We start from the raw sequence: 19,478 nt of genomic DNA, 5'->3' as shown, positions 1-19,478 counted from the left end.
GGCATGAAGCGGAGGGAGCTGGCGCAGCACAGCAACGGACTTGGCTTCACTCCCCGGGACGCCGTGCGCTGGCTCGCCCCTGCCCAACTCGGCAGGACCGCGGTCAGGGTTGTCCTGGCGTCCGTCTTTGCCGACTTCGGCGACAAGCGCGAACTCGAGGGCGGCTTTCCCCGCTACGAGCTCGACCTGGAAAGACTGCCTGTACCCGGCCAGCCCGCGCAGCCCGTCGTCCGGGACCTTGGACTGCCCGGATCACCGACAGCAGCGTCGGCCGGGGAACCGCACGGACAAGACCCGGGTCAACGCAACGGTGCCGGGGACGCAGGGACCGCCGCGCTGTGGCTCGATTTCACGGCGGACCTCGGCGACGGCTTTGACTCCACCTACACAGTGGCCTCGTTGCTGGCCGAGAAATCGCTCGTCGTCGAGGGGCATGACCTGCAGCGCGGCAAGGTGCTGGTGCTCGGCGGCGACGAGGTGTACCCGGTGGCGTCGCCCGCCGCCTACGAGGACCGCATGGTGGGGCCCTACCGGACGGCGCTGCCGGGCGGCCGTTCCCCCGGCGGCGCCGGCGTGCTGCTTGCCCTTCCCGGCAACCATGACTGGTATGACGGCCTGACATCCTTCATCCGGCTGTTCACCAGGCAACGCAACATCGGCGGCTGGCGGACCATCCAGACGCGCAGCTACTTTGCCCTTCGGCTCACCGGCAGCGATGACGAACCGGGGTGGTGGCTGGTGGGACTGGACAGCCAGCTGGGCCAGTACATCGACGAGCCGCAGCTGGACTACTTCTACAACGCGGTGACCGCACGGCTACTTCCGGGCGACGCCATCATCCTGTGCGTGGCCGCCCCGTACTGGGTGGAGGGCGGCGAGGACGCCGATGCGTTCCGGCAGGTGCATTTCTTCGAGCAGGACTACCTCCGCCGCCGCTTTAACCGCCGTGCCGGGACCTTCGAAGCAACCGGGGCCGCTGTGAGGCTGTGGCTCACCGGGGACCTCCACCACTACTCGCGCTACGAGGAAACAACGCCGGGCCCGGACCCTGAAGACGGCCCGGACCATGTAGACAGCCCGGCCGCCGACCCCCGCAGGACCCAGCTGATCACCTGCGGCCTGGGCGGCGCCTTCCTGGCGGACGCGCAGGGGCTGCCCGCTGAGCTGGCGCTCCCCGCCGCGGCACCGTCGTTGGCTTCGGCACCCTCAATGAGTGACCCTGACTCCGGCAGGCGCTTTGTCCTGGCTCCCGGGACGTTCCCCGGCATGGCGGAGTCCCGGCACTTCCGCGGACGCCTGGCCAATCCCCTCTCGCCGTTCTGGCTTCCGGTGCGGAATCCCGGCTTCGGGTCAGCCATCGGCGTAGTCCACGTGGTGGCGGCCCTGACACTCTGGACGGTCTTCAGCGCATTCCGCGGCCTGTCCTTCGTGGAAAGCCTGCTCAGCCTCAGGGCAGGAAATACCGTGCTCCTCGTGCTGGCCATCGCCGCCGTCCCCTTGTTGCTGCTCCTGCTGGTGTCCGCCGTTGGTACTGCGCTCGGTCTCGCCCGGGATCCGCGGGAAACCGGCGCCGGGTTCACCGTTGCCCGGGGCGCGTTCTGGCAGCTTTCGGCGCTTGCGGCGGGGATCGCCGTCGTACTCCTCATACCCTGGCGCGGGGACTGGCCCCCCTTCCTGACACTGGGACTGGTGCTCGCCATCATCTATGTCGTGGGTTTCACGGCAGGCAGCGAGGCGTTCGCCTTCTTCATCCTGGGCACACCCGGCGGGGAGGTGGCCGCGTGGGCAATGTCCGGCCAGGCCATCGAGGACCACAAGGGTTTCCTGCGGATCCGGATTGCCGCCGACGGCACGCTGACGGTTTATCCGGTGGCAGTGGACCGCATCTGCCGAGACTGGAACCTGGGAACCGGCAGCGACGGCGGCCTCCGCCCGGTGCCGGCCGACGGGCTCCCCCCGCTCCGGCTATTCGAACCGCCCGTGACCATTGCCAGGGAGGGATTTCCGCCATGAACAGCCCCCGCACCATCACCCGGGCGGATCACGTCACCGAAGTGATCCCGTTCCCTGCCGGGGACGGGACGCCGCTCACCCTGGTCCACGTCACCTCCGCCGTGCCGCCCGACGCCGGCGCCCCGGACAAGGGGCCGGTGCTGCTGGTCCACGGAGCGGGGGTCCGGGCCGAGCTGTTCCGCCCGCCGCTGCCCCGGACACTGGTGGATGCCCTGCTCGAGGACGGGTGGGACGTCTGGCTCCTGAACTGGCGGGCGTCCATCGACTTTGAACCGCTCTCCTGGACGCTCGGGGATGCGGCGGTGTACGACCACCCCGCCGCCGTCGACTACGTCCTGAAGGCAACCGGCGCCGAAACCCTGAAGGCGGTCATCCACTGCCAGGGCTCGGTCTCCTTCACCATGGCGGCCGTTGCGGGCCTCCTGCCCCGGGTGGACACGGTGGTCTCCAACGCAGTGTCCCTGCATCCCGTGATTCCGCTGTGGTCGGTCGTGAAAATCACGTATCTGGCGGAGGTGCTGAAGCCGTTCACGCCGTACCTTTCCCCGGCATGGGGCTACAAGTCCAACGGGTACTTCTCCCGGATCCTCAGGTCGATGGTCAAGGCCACCCACCGTGAATGCGACAACCTGGTCTGCCGGCTGGTCAGCTTCACGTATGGCAGCGGCCGGCCCGCACTGTGGTCGCACGAGAACCTGGACGAGGCCACGCACAGCTGGATCAGCGGGGAGTTTGCCGAGGTCCCGTTCACGTTCCTGTCCGAGATGGGCCGCAGCGTTCTGGCCCGGCGCATCGTGGCCGCGGGGAACCACCCTGAACTGCCCGCGAACTTCCTGGCCGAAGCCCCGCAGACGGACGCCAGGTTCTCGTTCCTGGCGGGGCGGAACAACCGCTGCTTCCTGCCCGAGAGCCAGGAGCGGACCTTCAGCTTCTTCCAGGGCCACCGTCCCGGTAAGGACTCGCTGCATCTGTTGTCCGGCTACGGGCACCTGGATGTCTTCTTTGGTGCCCGCGCCTGGGCGGACACCTATCCCATCATCATCAAGGAGCTGAACAGATGAACAGACTCATCGGACTGGCTGCATCCCTGCTGAGGCTGGTGCCCTCCCCCGTGCCGCACCGCCAGGAACGCCTGCGTGGACAGCATGCCATGGTGGACGGCATCAAGTACTCCATGCCCGTCAATTCGGACGATTCCCCCGTACTGATGGCTGCGTTCCCCATCAACAGGCGGGCCGCCGCGGCCGTCCTGCCGGGCACGGAACTGCGGCCGTTCAGCCTCGGCGGCAAGGGACTGCTAGTGGTCACCGTGGTGAACTACCGGTCAACGGACATCGGCAAGTACATCGAATACTCCCTGGCGATCGCCGTCACGCACGGCTCCCGGCCGGTGCCTCCGCTCCTGCCGCTCGTCTTCCAAAAAACCTTCGGTCTGGGCCAGTATGTGGTGGACCTGCCGGTCAGCACCGAGGTCTCGGTCAAAGGCGGCAAGGGCATCTGGGGCATGCCGAAGCACCAGGCCAACCTGGACTTCGTAGTCACCGACGACACCGTCTCCGCGCAGTACGACGACGGCGGCAAGCTGGGCTGTTTCATCGAGATTGAACGCCCCAGGCCGATGGGCCTGCCGCTCAAGCTCGCCGCCTCCAACTACTGTGCCTTCCGCGGGATGCTAATGAAGTCCGACATCTATTTCGAAGCCACCGGGGACATCGCGCTGGGAGGCGACGCCAAGGCGCGGCTGGTGCTGGGTGATGCGCCCGGAGTGTCCGCCCTGAAATCCCTCCAGCCGGCGGACAAACCGGTGTTCACCGCGTACCTCCCCGAAGCCCATGGCGTGCTGGACGACCACTACGAGGCGTGGTTCCTGACCGCCGCAACCACCGAGGACGCCGCCCGGATCCCCGGCGGTGACCCGCTCGAATCGGTGGCAGGGCTGGGCCAGGGCCAGGAATGGCTGCCCGCGCCGGACCGGAGTGCGACGGCCAGCAGTGCGACGGCCCGCAGGGAAGACACCACCCGCGGCGGCGCTGCCCCTGGCGGAGGCGCGGCATGAACTGGCTCCTGCTGCTGAACGCGCTGTATTTCCTGTTCGGCGCCACGATGTACGTGGGCACCATGTGGGTCCTGAAGTTTTTCCTCTACCCCACGTGGGAATCCCTGGACCGCGGCAACGTGGACATGCACTTCGGCATCCCCACGCGCCAGGCCACCAAATTCTTCACCGTGGTGGTGCCGCCGATGTTCATCTCCGGCATCATCCTGGTCTGGACGGAATGGGGCACGGTGCGGCTGATCCCCGCGGTGCTCTGCCTCGCCGGGATCATTGTCCTCACGGTGGTGGGCCAGGCCATGATCATTCCGGTCAATATCAGGATCCGCGGCGGAGACTTTGCCGATGACACCGAGCTGCGTTCCCTGCTGCGCCGCTGGATGCTGCTCAACGACATCCGCTTCTACGTCTCCACGCTCACCTGGCTGGCCACCGTCTGGCTGCTGGTGGACAGGGGCCGGCTGTGGGAGGCCTGGGCATGAGCGGGGCAGCACGCCCGTCCGGGGCGCACTTCCCCGGCGTTGGCACCTGGATCGCGGCCGATCCGCTGCGCGCCGTCCTGGCCGCGATCGCCGTCGTCACCGTCTTTTCCGGCGCGGTGCAGATACCCTTCGGCGGCACCGTCCTGGCTCTGCTGGGAGCGGAGCCGACGACGGCGGCGCGCCAACTGTTCGCCACGGTGGGCATGTTCATGGTGGTGGTGGGCGGCCTCCTGCTGCACACACTGCTCCGTCCGAAGCCGGCCCCGGAAGTGGTGCTGTGGTCCGGCATCCAGAAGGCGGGGGCCTGCGCCGCCGTCGCGGTCGGTGTCCTGAACGGCGTTTTCGCACCCGTCGCGCTTTCGGTGGCTGCCTTCGACCTGGCGACGGCGGCACTCTGCTTGATCTACCTGCGCCGGATCTACTGGGAGAACGGCGCCCGTGACCACGGGGCCGGACCGGGGACACGGCCGTGAAGCGCTCGCTGGTCCTGGCCGGCGGCGGAATGCGCGTCGCCTGGCAGGCCGGAGTGGTGCGCGCGCTGGCTGAAGAGGGGCTGCACTTTGACCACGTGGACGGGACGTCCGGCGGCATCCTGACGGCGGGCATGCTGCTCTCCGGGGTCTCGCCCGAGCAGATGTGCCGGAACTGGTCCGGCGTCAATGTCAAGGACTTCGGCTCGGCACTGCCGCTGGGCGACTACGTGAAGGGGCCGTGGTCGCTGCCCGCAATCGGCGACGCCGACGGCCTGCTCGGCAAGGTCTTCCCGGCTCTTGGGATCGACGACGGCGAGGTCCGGCGCCGTGCCGCCCTGCCCGGCGCCGTCGAAGGCACGTTCAACGTGGCGGAGTTCACCGCGAAAGGCTGCCATGCCATCGACGCACGTGACGTGGATGCCGAACTCATGGCGGCGGGAATGTCACTGCCGATTTTCCTCACCCCGCTGCGGCGCGACGGGCAGATCTGGACAGATGCGGTCTGGATACGTGACGCCAACGTGGGCGAGGCCCTCCGCCGCGGGGCCGACGAGGTCTGGCTGGTCTGGTGCATCGGAAACACCGGATACTGGGGCGACGGTCCGCTGGAGCAGTACGTCCACATGATCGAGATGAGCGCCATGGGCGCCCTCGTGGCCGACTTCGAGGCCGCGCAGGCGGCGGGCCGGGACTTCACCCTCCACGTGGTCAAGCCGGAAAACCCGCTGCCGCTGGATCCGGAGTTCTACCTGAACCGGATCGATGCGGACACGCTGATCGGCATGGGTTACCGCGACGCCCGCAACTACCTCAAGGGAATGACTGCCGAAGGCCTGCCCAAGGACGCCTCCTGCACGGCCATGGCCGAGCCGCCTGCCGGCATCCGCTTCACTGAGCGGTTCGGCGGCCGGCGGTTCGACGGCCAGGACGGCGTCGGCCAGGACGTTCGGCTCACGGTCACGGTCGCCCTGCCCCTCGACCCTTCAGCGGCACCGGCCAGGCTCACCGGGTTCCTGGACCACGCGCCATTCGGACCAAGGGTTTTCCTCGCGGGCGGACGCGTGGATGTCCGGGGGGAGTCGGTGACCTACCGCGCTTCCGTCCGGGCAGGCGGCGCCTGGCACCGCTTATCCCTGGCCAGGATCTTCCACGACGACCCCGGACCTGATGCATGGGAGGACACCAGGCAGGCACGGCTCACCGTGGGATCGCTGCTGGATATTCCGGTCACCATGGACCTGGCAGACGCGGCGGCCCTCATCGCCTCTGTGGAGCCGGCGGGCGCCCACGGCCCCGGCGAGCGGGCCGCCGTCGTCGGGAAAGTGGCAGCGGGAGGACTCCGGGAGGCGTTCCGCCGCTATGGCTGATCTGTGCTGCCGGACACGTTTGTTACCGCGCGGTAAACAGCGTCGAACGTACAGGGACATTGCGGCAACAACCGGGAAACACCCGCGAAAAACCGTAAGCCTACGCTGGTGCCATCACCAACCGGGCCAAACAAGGGCCTCACCAGCGAAAGGGCCTTCACATGTCCGCTCCGGCGCCGTCCTCCTCCTCCTCCTCCTCCTCCTCCTCCTCCTCCGCCACGGTCCAGGCGTCGTCCCCGTTGCCGCGGGTGGTCATCGCCGGTGCCGGACCGGCTGCCCGGGCCTTGGTGAGCCAGCTGGACCGGTCCCGCTTCGCCGGCAGCATCACCGTACTCAGCAACCGCGACGACGCCCCGTCCGAACTCCTGGAACTCGCGGCGCTCCCCCAGGTTTCGGTCCGTTTCGGCCAGCCGGCCAGCTTCATCGATGCGGCCAACCGCATGGTGGCCACCGCTGACGGCATGGAGTTCAGCTACGACCAACTGGTCATTGCCACCGGCTCCGCCCCCGCCCTGTCGCCCGTGGACGGCGCCAGCCGCTGCCTCAGCTACTCCACCATCGACGACGCCGCCCGGATCGGTGACGCCGTCAAGGAAGTGACCCGGGTCCTCGGCCGGAGGCCGCTGGGAATCCTGGTGGGAACCGGTCCCGAGGCGGGCCAGGCGGAAGCGGTCCTGCGGGCTCGCGGGGTGCGCCCCATCCGCACCACGCTCCGGCCTGCCTCGGTGGTCCCGACTATTGCCGGCTCTGCAGTACCCGCCGCCGGGATTGTCTTCGACGACGGCAGCAGCATGAACGGCGACCTGGTGGTCCTCGCGGAGGAGCGCGTGGCGCGGGACGGGCTGGCAGCCAGCGCAGGCCTTGAGACGGCAGCGCACGGCGGGATCGTCATCGGCCAGGATTTCCGGACGTCCGTCCCGGGTATCTGGGCCATCGGCGATGCCGCGTCATTCGACGGTGTACGCCTCGGGCTCCTCGTCGCCTCCGGCTCGGCCGCGGGCGCCTGCGCTGCCCAGCTCATGCAGGCCACCCTGCAGGAAGCTGTCCCCGCAGCTGCCTAGTGCCGTTGTGGCAAGATGGTCACCTGAGAAGCCACGCAGAACACGGAGCCTGTTGCCCACGAGGCCCCGCAGGCCCACCAGGAAGGACCACCATGAGCAACGAAGCCACCGCGGCCGGCATGCCTGACGCCGCCGCAGCCGGGACCACCGCACCGGCAGAAATAGCCTCCTTCATCGACCACACGCTGCTGAAGCCGGAGGCCAGTGAAGCGGAGGTCCTCAAGGTTTGTTCCGAAGCCGTCGAGTACCATTTCAAATCCGTCTGCGTGAACCCGGTGTGGGTCAAGACCGTCACCACCGCCCTTAAGGGCTCAGGCGTCCTGACCTGCTCGGTGGTGGGCTTCCCCTTGGGTGCCACTCCCACGGACGTCAAGGCCTTCGAAGCCCGGGGCGCCGTGCTGGACGGCGCCGACGAGGTGGACATGGTGATCAACATTGCGGCGGCACGCGCCGACGACAAGGGCGCACTGGTGGACGACATCCGGGCCGTCGCCGAGGCCGTGCATGCCAGTGACGCCATCCTGAAGGTGATCATCGAGACCGCGCTGCTCAGCGATTCCCAGAAGGTCCTCGCCTGCGAAGCAGCGGTGGAGGCCGGCGCGGACTTCGTGAAGACGTCCACGGGCTTCAACGGCGGAGGCGCCACGGTGGAGGACGTGGCCCTGATGCGCCGCACGGTAGGTCCGGATGTCGGGGTCAAGGCCTCCGGCGGCGTGCGTTCGCTGGCCGATGCTCAGGCTATGATTGCTGCAGGTGCAACACGTATTGGCGCCAGCTCCGGCATCGCGATCGTCAAGGGCGAACAGGGTTCGTCCGCGTACTGACAGATCCGGCAGCGCCACAGTTTTTGAGCCCTTCGGGGCGTTTTGAGCCCTGCGGGGCCGAGGAGGAATGAATGTCCAAGACCGTTGATAGCCCCAAGACCCCTCAGAACGAGAACAACCTTGCAGCCAGCATCGTCATTTTCGTCATCATGATGGCCCTGTTCCTCGGCTCCATCTACTCGCTGTCGTTCCTCACGCTGGGCAACCCGTGGCCGATGGCTGTGTGCTTGGGCCTCTTCGCCGCAGCGTTCTGGATCCCACAGACCGTCCTGGGCCGTTCGGATTCTGCCGGCGAGCACTAGGACCCACAACTAAAACTAGCTGAAGCCCCCGGATCTCCCGGGGGCTTCAGCCATTTAAGAGCGTTGGTACAGCGGCTAGCCGGTGCCGAGCAGGCCGCTGACCAGGGAGCTTCCGAATGCAAGGGCTGCCGGGTAGTGCGACTTGGCCAGCGCCCAGGCCGCCACGCACATTCCCACCATGGCGTAGGCGCTCACGGGGATCAGCACGAGCCACTCCCGTTTGGAGCCCGCCCGCCCCAGCAGCGGAATGGAAAAAGCGCCGTTCGACTTCCAGATGTCGTTGAGCACCGGCAGTTTCCGCAGGAACTTGGGCGGCTTGATCACGATCGGCCACAGCAACGGCACTCCCCCGGTGGTGATCATGTCTCCCACGATATGCACCACCACGCCGGTCAGCATCGAGATCGGCAGCCACGTCCACTGGTCCGGCGCGAACCAGGTCACCAGCCCGGCCATGGCCAGGGCGAAGAGCCAGTTGCTGATGAAGCCGGCCTTCGGGAACAGCTTGAGCGCCTTCGCGGCAATGTTGATCATGAACATGCAGAGCAGTCCCGCGCCCACCGAGAGCAGCCCCCAGTCCGTCTGCAGCTGGATCTGCCCGGCCAATGTGGCGAGCAACACGAAGAAGGCCGCCCCGAGCACCGAGTGCGTACCCTGCCGGTGCCCGCCGCTGGCGTTTTCAATGCCCACGGCAATCACGTTGGACAGCGGCGGCAGCGAGTTGGCCACGGTGCTGTGGCGGTGGTCCCAGTCGCAAATCAGCGCAGTTCCCGCCGTCGCCATGCCGCCAATCAGGATTCCGGTGGCGTCCAGCGGGTACCAGCCCAGGGTGTACGGTCCCGTGGACGCAATAGCTACCCACGCCGCGGCTCCCGACGCGGCGTGATGCCCTCCCATCATTCTTTTATTTCACCGCCGGTGTTGCAGGGACTGCCGAGTCGGAGAAAATGTTCCGGATCACTCCGTTGGCCCACTCCAGGATCTCGGCGTCCTGCAGGTCCCGGCCACCGATTTTGGCGGTCTTCGGCTTGGGGATGAGCACCGCGTCGAGGGCAGGCTTGGACTGCGCCCCGGGATACATGCGGTTGAGCCGCATGGTCTTCGATTCGGGCAGCTGCGCCGGCGAAAACTTGATGAAGTTTCCCTGCAGGGCGACGTCGGACAGCCCGGCTTCGCGGGCTCCCACGCGGAAGCGGGCGACGGCGATCAGGTTCTGGGCGGGCAGCGGCGGCTCGCCGTAACGGTCCACGAGTTCGGCCAGGACCTCGTCGATGGCCTCGTTCGTGAGGGCGGCAGCCAGTTTGCGGTAGGCCTCGAGGCGCAGCCGCTCGCCCGGCACGTAGTCGTGCGGCAGGTGGGCGTTGACGGGCAGTTCGATCTTCATCTCCGCGGCCTTTTCCTCGGCCTCGCCGCGGAAGTCCGCCACCGCCTCGCCAACGAGGCGGATGTAGAGGTCGAAGCCCACACCCTGGATGTGGCCGGACTGTTCGCCGCCGAGCAGGTTGCCGGCGCCGCGGATTTCAAGGTCCTTCATGGCCAGCTGCATGCCTGCACCGAGCTCGTTGTGGGTGGCCACAGCCTTGAGCCGTTCCAGCGCCACCTCACCCAGGGGCTTCTCCGACGGGTACAGGAAGTACGCGTAGGCGCGTTCGCGGCCGCGGCCCACGCGTCCGCGCAGCTGGTGGAGCTGGGACAGGCCGTACTTGTCCGCGCCGTCCACGATCAGGGTGTTGGCATTGGAAATGTCCAGGCCGGTTTCGATGATGGTGGTGCACACCAGGACGTCGAAGCGCTTCTCCCAGAAGTCCACGATGATCTGCTCGAGGCGGCTTTCGGACATCTGGCCGTGGGCCACCTCCACGCGGGCTTCCGGGACCAGTTCCCGGATCTTCGCTGCAGTGCGGTCGATGGTGGACACCCGGTTGTGGACGAAGAACACCTGGCCTTCGCGCATCAGCTCGCGGCGGATCGCCGCGGAGGTCTGCTTGTCCGTGTAGGGACCCACGTAGGTCAGCACCGGGTGCCGTTCCTCCGGCGGAGTGGCCAGCGTGGAGGTCTCGCGGATCCCGGTCAGGGACATTTCCAGGGTGCGCGGAATCGGGGTGGCGCTCATGGCCAGGACGTCCACGTTGGTGCGCATCTTCTTGAGCGCCTCTTTGTGTTCGACTCCGAAGCGCTGCTCCTCATCCACGATCACCAGGCCGAGGTCCTTGAAGCCGAAGTCCTTGGACAGCAGCCGGTGCGTGCCGATGACGACGTCCACGGATCCGCTCTTGACGCCGTCAGCGGTTTCCTTGGCCTCCTTGCCGCTCTGGAAGCGGGACAGCGGCTTGACGATCAGCGGGAAGCCGGAGAACCGTTCGGTGAAGGTCTCGTAGTGCTGCTGGGCGAGCAGCGTCGTGGGCACCAGCACGGCCACCTGTTTGCCATCCTGCACGGCCTTGAACGCTGCACGGACCGCGATCTCGGTCTTGCCGTACCCGACGTCGCCGGAGATCAGGCGGTCCATCGGGATCTCACGCTCCATGTCCGCCTTGACCTCGTTGATCGTGGTCAGCTGGTCCGGGGTCTCCACGTACGGGAAGGCCTCCTCCAGTTCCCGCTGCCAAGGGGTGTCCGGGCCGAAAGCGTAGCCGCGGGAGGCCATCCGGGCCGAGTAAAGCCGGATCAGCTCGCCGGCGATCTCCTTGACCGCCTTGCGGGCCTTGGACTTGGTGCTCGCCCAGTCCGCGCCGCCCATCTTGCTCAGCGCCGGAGTATCGCCGCCCACGTAGCGGGTGACCTGGTCCAGCTGGTCGGTGGGAACAAAGAGCCGGTCGCCGGGAGCCCCGCGTTTGGATGGGGCGTACTCCAGGACCAGGTACTCGCGGACGCCGTCGCCGCCTCCCGCCACCTTGCGCTGGATCAGCTCCACGAACCGGCCGATGCCGTGCTGTTCGTGCACCACGGAGTCCCCGGCCACGAGCTGCAGCGGGTCCACTGCATTCCGCCGTTTGGACGGCATGCGCCGCATGTCCTTCGTCGAACCGGCGGACGTGCGTCCCAGCAGGTCCGCCTCCGTCAGCAGCCCCAGTTTGAGCCCGTCCAGGACAAAACCGCGTCCGACGGCGGCGGTGGTCACCTCGATGAGGCCCGCCTGCGGTTCGTCATTCAGCGAGTCCACCCGGGCGCACGGGATGTCGGCGTCGTGGAAAAGTTCGGCCAGCCGCTGGGCCGGCCCGGGACCTTCCGTGGCAACGACGATGCGCCACTGGTCCCGGACGTGCGAGCCGATGAACTCCATCATCTCCGCCACGTCGCCCTGGTAGCCGCGGGGCTCGCGGGCATGCAGGTTGAGCACGTTGATGTCCGGCGTCAGCTCTTCATCGGTGGCCAGCGAGGTGATGGACCACCACGAGACTTCCTGGCCAAGGGCGGAGCTGCGGGTGTCCGTCAGGGAGCGGAAGCTGGCCGAATGCAGGGCCGCTGAGGCCTGCGAGCTCAGATCCAGAGGTGCCGTGCCGCCGTCCGACGCCGTGGACCATGCCGCTTCCAGGAACTCCTCGTTGGTGGCCGCAAGGTCGTGGGCGCGGGTGCGGACCTTTTCCGGCTCGATCACCACGGAGATGGACCCGGCGGGCAGCTGTTCCACGAAGGGAACCATTTCATCCACCAGCACGGGGGCCAGCGATTCCATGCCTTCCACCGTGATACCGCCGGCAATCTTCTCCAGCATGTCGGCAGCGGCTGGCAGCTGGGCCTTCAGCGTCGCGGCCCGGGACATCACGGAAGGGGTGATCAGGATTTCGCGGCACGGCGGGGCATGCAGTTCGGTGGGGTGGTGCAGGCCGGGCGAGGACAGTGACCGCTGGTCGGCGACGGCGAACCAGCGCATCTGGTCCACCTCATCGCCGAAGAACTCCACCCGGACGGGGTGGTCCTCGGTGGGCGGGAAGACGTCCAGGATGCCGCCTCGGACGGCGAACTCGCCCCGGTGCGTCACCATGTCCACGCGGGCGTAGGCGGCGTCGGCGAGGCTGCGCACCACGTCGCTGAAGGGGACTTCCTGGCCAACCCGCAGCGTGACGGGAACCAGCTCGCCGAGCCCGGCCACGATCGGCTGAACCACCGCGCGGACAGGAGCCACCACCACACGGATCGGCCCTCCCGAGGCCGTCTTGGGGTGCGCCAGCCTGCGCAGCACGGACAGGCGGCGGCCCACGGTGTCCGAGCGCGGGGACAGCCGCTCATGCGGAAGGGTTTCCCAGCTCGGGAATTCAACCACCGCATCGGCCGGCAGGTAGGCCCGCAGGGCTGCGGTGAGGTCTTCCGCTTCCCGTCCGGTGGCGGTAACGGCCAGCACCAGGGGCGCTCCGCCGTCGTCGTTGTTTCCCTCAGAGCCAGCATGGGGGGCGGTGAGCGCCGCCAGGCCGTCGGACATTTCCGCCAGCAGTGCCGCGCGCAGGCCCGCAGGTGCGCTGATCTGGTAGTCCTCGCTGCGGGATCCAAAGCTTCGGGACGCTTCAGCCTGCACCCGGGCAAAGGTCTTGTCTCCGGCGAGCGCGCGGCGCAGGCCTGTGAGGGACGGGCCGTTGAGGCTCATGGCAGAAGCTCCTGAATGATCACGGGAAAGCAGGCAACACGAAGACCCGAAATTCGCGAGAATCCCGGGTCTTCCCAGCCTACCGCGACCGCGGAGCCGGGAGCACGTCAGACAGCGGCCCGGGCCCTCTGGAGGAAGGAGTCAACGATGCGTCCGGCATGTTCGCGGGTGAGGCCGGCCTCGGCGGCGAATCCGGCTGGCTGCCTGCGGCCGCTCAGGGTCTCCCCCAGATACAGCAGTGCGGCCATGACTTCCGACAGCTCCACGTCTGCCTCCGCGTGCTGGCGCAGGAGCCTCAGGTGCGCTGCCTGCAGCGCCGGACCCGGGGCGCAGCCGAGGTCACGGTCAAAGATCCGCCGACAGCGCGCGTACGCGGACAGTCCTTCGGCAGGCAGCCCGGCCAGTTCGTAGGCAGTGACCAGCACTGTCCATGCCCGCTCGTTGAGTGGGTCGGACGCCACGGCTGCCCGTGCCATGCGGACGGATTCCGTAGGCCGGTTGAGCAGGGCGGCCGTTTCCGCGGCGTGGATCTGGGCAGCCACTCTATCGGCCAAGTGCCGTGTCCTCGCCTCATCGGCCCAATCTGCGGCCAGTTCTGAGCCAAGCAGCGGATCCGCGGACAGGTCCAGGGCCTCGGTCAGCAGGGGGTAGGCCTCCTCGGGCGAGGCTTGGGCGGCGTTCCTGATCAGCTGGCGGAATTTGGAGAGGTCGAGGTCAACAAGCTGCGGATCCAGGAGGTAGCCGCCATTGGCAGTACGGAGCGGGCCGTCCTTGGTGTTGCCCGGCTGGATCGCGCGGCGGATACCGCTGACATAGCTTTCCAGTGTTGCGACGGTTCCGCCGCCGGCGCTGGAGCCCCAAAGAATGTCAATTATCCGGCTCTTGGACACGGGGCTGCCCAAATTCAGAAGCAATATCTCGAATATGTGCCGCGGCTTGCATCCGCCCATATCGACGGCGGACAGTGACGCACCGTTGCGCCGGACCTCGAACATGCCAAACAGCCGAACAGATATGGCCTTTGATGATTCAGGAGTATTCCCCACGATTTTCTCCATTTTTCCCCTGGCATGCGAAGCTGGCCGATGCCTTCCGGTCGGATGAACCAGCGGTGCGGTGCTGTTCATTCCGGCTTTCCAAAACCACCGTGACACGGGTGAAGGGGCCCACAAAGCGATCCTCCTACCTGTCTTTGCGTGGGGGCAAAGACACGTACACCCGTCTTTACCGACGGGTAGGTCGGGAGCGGCCAACCGAGTACAGGAAAGCTCTTGGCCGAGTAATTCCTGAGCCTGGAGTGACAGGTGAGCAAGTACTGCACAGAAGCCACAAGGAGCGAAGAATCAAACACGAAGACAGGCCCCGGATGCCCCGGGGCCTGTCTTTGCTTTGTGAGCGTTCAGGCTGTCAGCCGGCCGTCGGATTGCCCATCCGGTAAAGGAAGGCCGCCATAGCGTCCCTGCTGATCGGCTGCAGCGGCCGGTACGTGACCGTACCGTTTGCTTCAGTCCAGCCGGTGGAGATGCCCTGGTCTGCCAGCCATGCCATTTCCTTGTAGAACTGCTGGCCTGTGGACACATCCACGAACGGCGACGCAACCGGTGCCGTGAACTCCGGCGAACCTGCTGCCCGGTAGAGGAAGGCTGCCATCGCGTCCCGGCTGATGGACTGCAGCGGACGGTACGTCACCGTTCCGTTGGCCTCAGTCCAGCCGGTGGAGATGCCCTGGTCCGCGAGCCATGCCATTTCCTTGTAGAACTGCTGGCCCGTGGACACGTCAGCGAACGGTGAGACCGCGGGTGCCGTGAACTCCGGGGAGCCGGCCATCCGGTACAGGAAGGCAGCCATCGCATCCCTGTTAATGGATTGCAGCGGGCGGTAGGTCACAGTGCCGTTGGCTTCAGTCCAGCCCGTGGAGATGCCCTGGTCTGCCAGCCACGCCATCTCCAGGTAGTACAGCTGGGTGGTGGAGACATCCGCAAACGGAGAGACCGCCGGAGGAACGTAGGCCGGTACCCGTGGCGTCACCTCGTTGGACGAGGCCGACCAGGGGCTCTCGCCGGCTGCGTTGACCGCCCGCACCTGGAAGTTGTATGCCGTGCCGTTTGTCAGGCCGGTGATCTGGTGGCTGGTGGCATTTCCGGGCACATCGTCGATGGTCCGGACCACGGTGGTGCCGGTGCGGACTTCCACGCTGAAGGACTCAGCCGGGGACCCTGCTGTCGGTGCAGTGAAGGCCACCGTCGCTGACGCGTCTCCCGCCACGGCCGTTCCGATTACCGGAGCTCCCGGAGCCTGGACCACGGGTGCCGTGAGGTTCACTGTCTGGTCGGTAAACCGCAGCCGTTCGACGTTCGTGATCCTGTCCGTGCCGTCGTCGCCGTTGCCGCCCGTGTGGGACACGGTGGTCACGCCGTCGGCGGTGGTGATGTCGTATTCGTCCATTGCTCCGGAGAAGACTGCCGTGTCGATGTCGCCGTCGCCGGGGGTGGAGAGGATTTCCCGGACGATCTCGACGTTGCCCGGATCGATGTTCCCGGCCATGATGTCCGCCTGGAGCTCCGACAGGGTCGTCACCGACCTGGTCTCGGCGCCCTGTGCGTCGCGGACGCTGAGCCGGACGTTGAGCCATTTGTCGCCGTCGATGACGTCATCGGCGCCGTTGCCCCAGATCTCGTCACTGCCCGAACCGCCGATGATGATGTTGCCGGCGCCGAAAGTCGTTGCGCCTGCCGGGAGCAGGGCGGCCAGGCCGTTGATGCGGGCGATGCCGGCGGCATCGAGCTCGTTGGTCAGGCCGTCGACGTTGACCTCTGTGTTCGGCTCTGACGGCACTTCGTCGTCGCCCCGGAGTACGTCGTCCTTGTCCCAGCCGGAGAGGGCTTCGACGAGCAGGAAACGGTCCTTGAGTGCGTTCGGTCCGTCGACGATGATCTGCCTCATGTCCGAGTCGGCCCGTTCGACGGAGCGGGCGTGCGTGACCCAGTCGAAGCCGAAAACACCGTGGTTGCGTTCGATGCCGGGGCCGGCGACCATGACGTCGTCGCCGCCTTCAGCGTCGTAGTCGTCTTCGCCGGAATCGCCGATCAGGACGTCATGCCCCGGTGCGTTGATGTCGTCGAAGAACGGTGCTCCGCTGTCGCCCTGGAGCAGGTCGTTGGCATTTCCGCCTTCCTGCCAGTCGTCACCGCCGCCGCCGAACACTGCGTCGGGGCCGTCGCCGGAGAGGACCAGGTCGTTGCCTTCGCCTGCGAATGTTTCGTTGCCGTTGAGGCCGCCGTTGGCAAAGTCATCGCCCTCACCGGACATGATGATGTCCAGGCCGGGGCCGGCGTCGATGGCGTCGTTTCCGTTGCCGCCCTTGAGGACGTCGTCGCCGTGCGAGTCGGTGATCCGGTCGTTGCCGTCGCCGCCGAGAACAGTGTCGGCGCCGTCGTTGCCTTCGATGATGTCGTTGCCGTCGTTGCCCCAGAACGTATCGTTGTCGATGCCGCCCCAGATCCTGTCCCCCAGCGAGGTTCCGTTGAACGTGGACTGGGCGTTGAGTCCCGGACGGTCCACGGTGTTGCTGACGCGGTACCGGATGGTGCCGTCGGACATCCTCATGAGGAGCGCGGATTCGTCGCAGGCGGATGCCAGGTCGTCGGCAACGGAGTTGCCGGTGCCGGCGGAGATGCGGCCGATCTCGAATTCACAGTCCGCCACCCCGAACACATCAGCCTTGAGGGCAGAGGCGTCGGTGTTGCGCATGATCAGCTCGGCCAGCGAGTTGCCTTCCAGCTGGGTCCGCAGGTTCAGGCCCGAGGTGCGGGACAGATAGTACATCCGGTCGCCGTCCTGCAGGTCCGTCATCTGGCGTTCGAAGATGTAGTTGAACGTCGATCCCAGCAGGCCGCCGAACAGGTTCTGGTACTCGGCCAGGCCGCCTACCCAGAGGTCTACACTGTCCAGCCCGGAAGGCTGTGCTGCCCAGGCGCCGGCGCTGTTGACGAAGTCGTAGGCGTCCGCGGGCGTGGCAGGATCGGCGGTGTCCATGTCGAACAGCCGCTGGGCCGCAATGCGCTTGTCCGTGATGCTGGTGGCCGCCGTAATGGTGCCGTGGGTGCCGTAGGCGGCCATGAAGTTCACCACGGAGTCCGGGTGCTTCAGGTTCTGGCCGAAGTCCACCCAGCTGGTGTAGGGCTTCAGCGAGGACTCACCGGTTTGGGCGTACAGCTGGGAGCGGAACTTGTTCAGTGACGGGACCCCTGTTTCCCTGCCGCGGGCAATGTTAAGCGACGCGAGGTCCAGGGGCAGGCCCAGGACGTTGTTGCGCAGGGTATCGGTGACGAATTCGTCCAGTTCGGCGCCCACCTGGTCCGTCATGCCCATCGCGATCGCGCCTGCCGCCTGCTCCGGCGTCAGTGTGCCGTTGGGGCTGGAGTAGTAGGCCGGCGGGTTCAGGAAGGCATCGAGGAGGGGCATTCCGATGTCGGTGCCGTCGTTGGTCTTCCGGTCCACGGTCTCCGTCAGCATGGAGTGCCCGAACCGGTAGGTGGCGTGGGCGAACTCGGCGTGAATGGCGGGATCTATGCCGGTGTCCGACTGGGTAAAGACGTTGAACGGGTTAATACCGGGCTGGATCTTGCGGGCGAAGTCCTCGAACACGATGTGCTGGTATTCCATCTCCGTTACATACCGGGCAGCCTGGAACAGGCGTTCACCGTTCCATTCGCCGTTGGGGAGCTTCCATTCATTCACGTCGAGGTTGAGCGACGTGACGAGCTCCTCCATGTAGCCGACGAGCCGGTTGTGCTCGGAATGGAACACCTGGTGGATGGCCGTCAGGCCGATGTTCTCGTTGACGCGGCCGTCGCCTGCGATGAAGTGCTTGTCCAGCATTTCGTCGTCGTACTCGCCGGCCGGCCGCGGTACATTGACGTCGTTGACGTCGCCGTCGCCGTCCGGCTGCAGCGGTGCGCCGGTCTGGGAGTTGAAGGGCGCCGCGGTGTGGGCGATGTCATCCAGGAACGCGATACCGATGCGCTCCACGTTGGCGGGCGGCGCCACGGGGGCGGCGAGGTTGCCCTCCACGCGACCGGTAGCGGTCTCGTACTGCGGGAGTCCGTTCGGCCCCCGCAGGAACCGTCCGTACTGGTCTGTCGCCAGCTTGGGGATGTCCGCCACGTCGACGTCGGACAGCTCGAGGCCGAGCATCGTCCGTGCCTGGTCCTTGATGTCAGCCCAGGTGGCCATGCCGCCGGGTGCACCCTCGATCAGCTCGCCCGTGGACACGGGGTCGCCGTTCTCGTTCAGCGTGTAGTGGCGCAGGAAGACCTGGTGCGACGAGTGCGAGGAGTAGGTCTGGCTCTGGTCCACCCACGGCGAGTCCGTGTTGGTGCCGTTCTGCACGTCGTCGGCAGTGCCCAGGACGCCGTCGGGACCGGGCTGGTTCTCGGCCCGGTTGAGCAGCATGAAGTTGGTGCGGCCACCCGGGACATACAGGGGATCATCGGGCGACAGCGGCATCATGACGTAGTTCTTGGTCTTCTTGGTGAAGTCGATGCCGTGGTCGAAGAACTGGCCAAAGAGCGCAAACATGCCGTTGTACGGCGGGGACAGGCCAAAGTCGGTAGTGACGTTGGGGATGTCGAGGGTTTCACCCGCCGGCACGCAGTTCTCCGGGACACCCTCGCTGACACAGGGAACGGCGGTGGGACTGTCATTGACCGTGCGGTGGGCCTTGCCGGCGGCGGCCACGGCGGCGGGATTCGTGACGGTCTGGTCAACAATCACGTTGCTGACGAACCGCGGCCCGCTGTCGGTGACATTGGTGTTGACGGACTCGTAGTTCTGTCCGCCTGACGAAGTGCGCCATTCCGGGTCCGACAGACGGGGAAATTCCCGGCTGGCTGAGCCATAGTGCTCCTGGCCGGCAACAAGGTTGTTGTCCGTACCGTCCACGGTCCGCAGCCCATACGGCAGCAGGGGGCTGGCGATCTGGTTAGGCCCGTTGCCCAGCAGCGGCTGGCCGGCAACATCGTTCCCCTGCGCGTCCTCCTTGGTTGCGTGGTTTTCGGCGATCTTGATCTGCTTGAGAATGAACCGCATATCACCGGCATTGAGCGTGAAACCCTGGCCCGTCGGAGCCGCGGAAACCGCTGGCGCCAGCACGGACGGGACAACCCCGGCCCCAATCAACAGGGCCAGCGCACCGGCTGTGACTTTGCGGGTCACTCCGGCCGCTGAGCCCTGTGTATGCGGCATGCCGTCCCCCTTTCGGGACTTGCGATGTTTAGCCATGACCTTTCCTCCATCGACTTCATACCGGCTCCCCCCTCA

Annotated in this window: 13 protein-coding genes; 9 read left to right on the top strand and 4 right to left on the bottom strand. The window is 66.8% G+C overall.

The genetic code is table 11. The features are described 5' to 3' along the window. Positions 1-3: 3 nt before the first annotated feature. The 9 genes from J2S97_RS11660 to J2S97_RS11620 all read left to right on the top strand — a co-directional run bounded on the left by J2S97_RS11660 (position 4) and on the right by J2S97_RS11620 (position 8,575). Positions 4-2,013, top strand: coding sequence for a hypothetical protein (locus tag J2S97_RS11660; protein WP_307049530.1), 2,010 nt, complete (start codon positions 4-6; stop codon positions 2,011-2,013). Further along, complete coding sequence (locus J2S97_RS11655) at positions 2,010-3,074, top strand: alpha/beta fold hydrolase (RefSeq protein ID WP_307049528.1); 1,065 nt, start codon at positions 2,010-2,012, stop codon at positions 3,072-3,074. Before J2S97_RS11660 ends, J2S97_RS11655 begins: the two co-directional genes overlap by 4 nt. After that, complete coding sequence (locus J2S97_RS11650) at positions 3,071-4,069, top strand: acetoacetate decarboxylase family protein (protein ID WP_307049526.1); 999 nt, start codon at positions 3,071-3,073, stop codon at positions 4,067-4,069. The genes J2S97_RS11655 and J2S97_RS11650 overlap by 4 nt, the downstream gene beginning before the upstream one ends. Then, positions 4,066-4,548, top strand: coding sequence for a hypothetical protein (locus J2S97_RS11645; RefSeq protein WP_307049524.1), 483 nt, complete (start codon positions 4,066-4,068; stop codon positions 4,546-4,548). Before J2S97_RS11650 ends, J2S97_RS11645 begins: the two co-directional genes overlap by 4 nt. Then, complete coding sequence (locus J2S97_RS11640) at positions 4,545-5,021, top strand: hypothetical protein (RefSeq protein ID WP_307049522.1); 477 nt, start codon at positions 4,545-4,547, stop codon at positions 5,019-5,021. The genes J2S97_RS11645 and J2S97_RS11640 overlap by 4 nt, the downstream gene beginning before the upstream one ends. Further along, positions 5,018-6,388, top strand: coding sequence for a patatin-like phospholipase family protein (locus J2S97_RS11635; protein WP_307049519.1), 1,371 nt, complete (start codon positions 5,018-5,020; stop codon positions 6,386-6,388). The genes J2S97_RS11640 and J2S97_RS11635 overlap by 4 nt, the downstream gene beginning before the upstream one ends. Positions 6,389-6,549: 161 nt before the next feature. Beyond that, positions 6,550-7,449: an FAD-dependent oxidoreductase gene (locus tag J2S97_RS11630; RefSeq protein WP_307049516.1), complete on the top strand. Its 900-nt coding sequence runs from the start codon at positions 6,550-6,552 to the stop codon at positions 7,447-7,449. Positions 7,450-7,541: 92 nt separating this feature from the next. Then, the gene (gene deoC / locus J2S97_RS11625) at positions 7,542-8,273 is read left to right on the top strand and encodes a deoxyribose-phosphate aldolase (RefSeq protein ID WP_307049514.1); all 732 of its coding nucleotides are present in this window, start codon (positions 7,542-7,544) and stop codon (positions 8,271-8,273) included. Between the two features lie 71 nt (positions 8,274-8,344). Continuing rightward, complete coding sequence (locus J2S97_RS11620; RefSeq protein ID WP_307049512.1) at positions 8,345-8,575, top strand: hypothetical protein; 231 nt, start codon at positions 8,345-8,347, stop codon at positions 8,573-8,575. 75 nt (positions 8,576-8,650) lie between these two features. Here the strand turns inward: J2S97_RS11620 and J2S97_RS11615 are convergent, their stop codons facing one another. The 4 genes from J2S97_RS11615 to J2S97_RS11600 form a co-directional block, all read right to left on the bottom strand. Beyond that, a complete protein-coding gene (locus tag J2S97_RS11615) occupies positions 8,651-9,475 on the bottom strand; it encodes a metal-dependent hydrolase (protein ID WP_307049511.1) in 825 nt (274 codons plus the stop codon). Positions 9,476-9,479: 4 nt separating this feature from the next. Beyond that, complete coding sequence (gene mfd / locus J2S97_RS11610; protein WP_307049510.1) at positions 9,480-13,157, bottom strand: transcription-repair coupling factor; 3,678 nt, start codon at positions 13,155-13,157, stop codon at positions 9,480-9,482. A gap of 107 nt (positions 13,158-13,264) precedes the next feature. Continuing rightward, positions 13,265-14,071: an AfsR/SARP family transcriptional regulator gene (locus J2S97_RS11605; protein WP_307049508.1), complete on the bottom strand. Its 807-nt coding sequence runs from the start codon at positions 14,069-14,071 to the stop codon at positions 13,265-13,267. 493 nt (positions 14,072-14,564) lie between these two features. Further along, positions 14,565-19,403 (bottom strand): peroxidase family protein, encoded by a 4,839-nt coding sequence (locus tag J2S97_RS11600; protein WP_307049506.1) that lies wholly within the window; start codon positions 19,401-19,403, stop codon positions 14,565-14,567. Between the last annotated feature and the right edge of the window lie 75 nt (positions 19,404-19,478).

Source organism: Arthrobacter oryzae, assembly GCF_030812315.1.
In the GTDB taxonomy this organism is placed as follows: domain Bacteria; phylum Actinomycetota; class Actinomycetes; order Actinomycetales; family Micrococcaceae; genus Arthrobacter; species Arthrobacter oryzae_B.
Note: the sequence above shows the minus strand (reverse complement) of the source record. Positions and strands in the feature narration are given on the sequence as shown.

What these genes read in the sequence shown, in the direction of transcription:
- J2S97_RS11660 (WP_307049530.1), top strand. Translation starts at nt 4, where the DNA reads ATGAAGCGGAGGGAGCTGGCGCAGCACAGCAACGGACTTGGCTTCACT.
- J2S97_RS11655 (WP_307049528.1), top strand. Translation starts at nt 2,010, where the DNA reads ATGAACAGCCCCCGCACCATCACCCGGGCGGATCACGTCACCGAAGTG.
- J2S97_RS11650 (WP_307049526.1), top strand. Translation starts at nt 3,071, where the DNA reads ATGAACAGACTCATCGGACTGGCTGCATCCCTGCTGAGGCTGGTGCCC.
- J2S97_RS11645 (WP_307049524.1), top strand. Translation starts at nt 4,066, where the DNA reads ATGAACTGGCTCCTGCTGCTGAACGCGCTGTATTTCCTGTTCGGCGCC.
- J2S97_RS11640 (WP_307049522.1), top strand. Translation starts at nt 4,545, where the DNA reads ATGAGCGGGGCAGCACGCCCGTCCGGGGCGCACTTCCCCGGCGTTGGC.
- J2S97_RS11630 (WP_307049516.1), top strand. Translation starts at nt 6,550, where the DNA reads ATGTCCGCTCCGGCGCCGTCCTCCTCCTCCTCCTCCTCCTCCTCCTCC.
- deoC (WP_307049514.1), top strand. Translation starts at nt 7,542, where the DNA reads ATGAGCAACGAAGCCACCGCGGCCGGCATGCCTGACGCCGCCGCAGCC.
- J2S97_RS11620 (WP_307049512.1), top strand. Translation starts at nt 8,345, where the DNA reads ATGTCCAAGACCGTTGATAGCCCCAAGACCCCTCAGAACGAGAACAAC.
- J2S97_RS11615 (WP_307049511.1), bottom strand. Translation starts at nt 9,475, where the DNA reads ATGATGGGAGGGCATCACGCCGCGTCGGGAGCCGCGGCGTGGGTAGCT.
- mfd (WP_307049510.1), bottom strand. Translation starts at nt 13,157, where the DNA reads ATGAGCCTCAACGGCCCGTCCCTCACAGGCCTGCGCCGCGCGCTCGCC.
- J2S97_RS11600 (WP_307049506.1), bottom strand. Translation starts at nt 19,403, where the DNA reads ATGCCGCATACACAGGGCTCAGCGGCCGGAGTGACCCGCAAAGTCACA.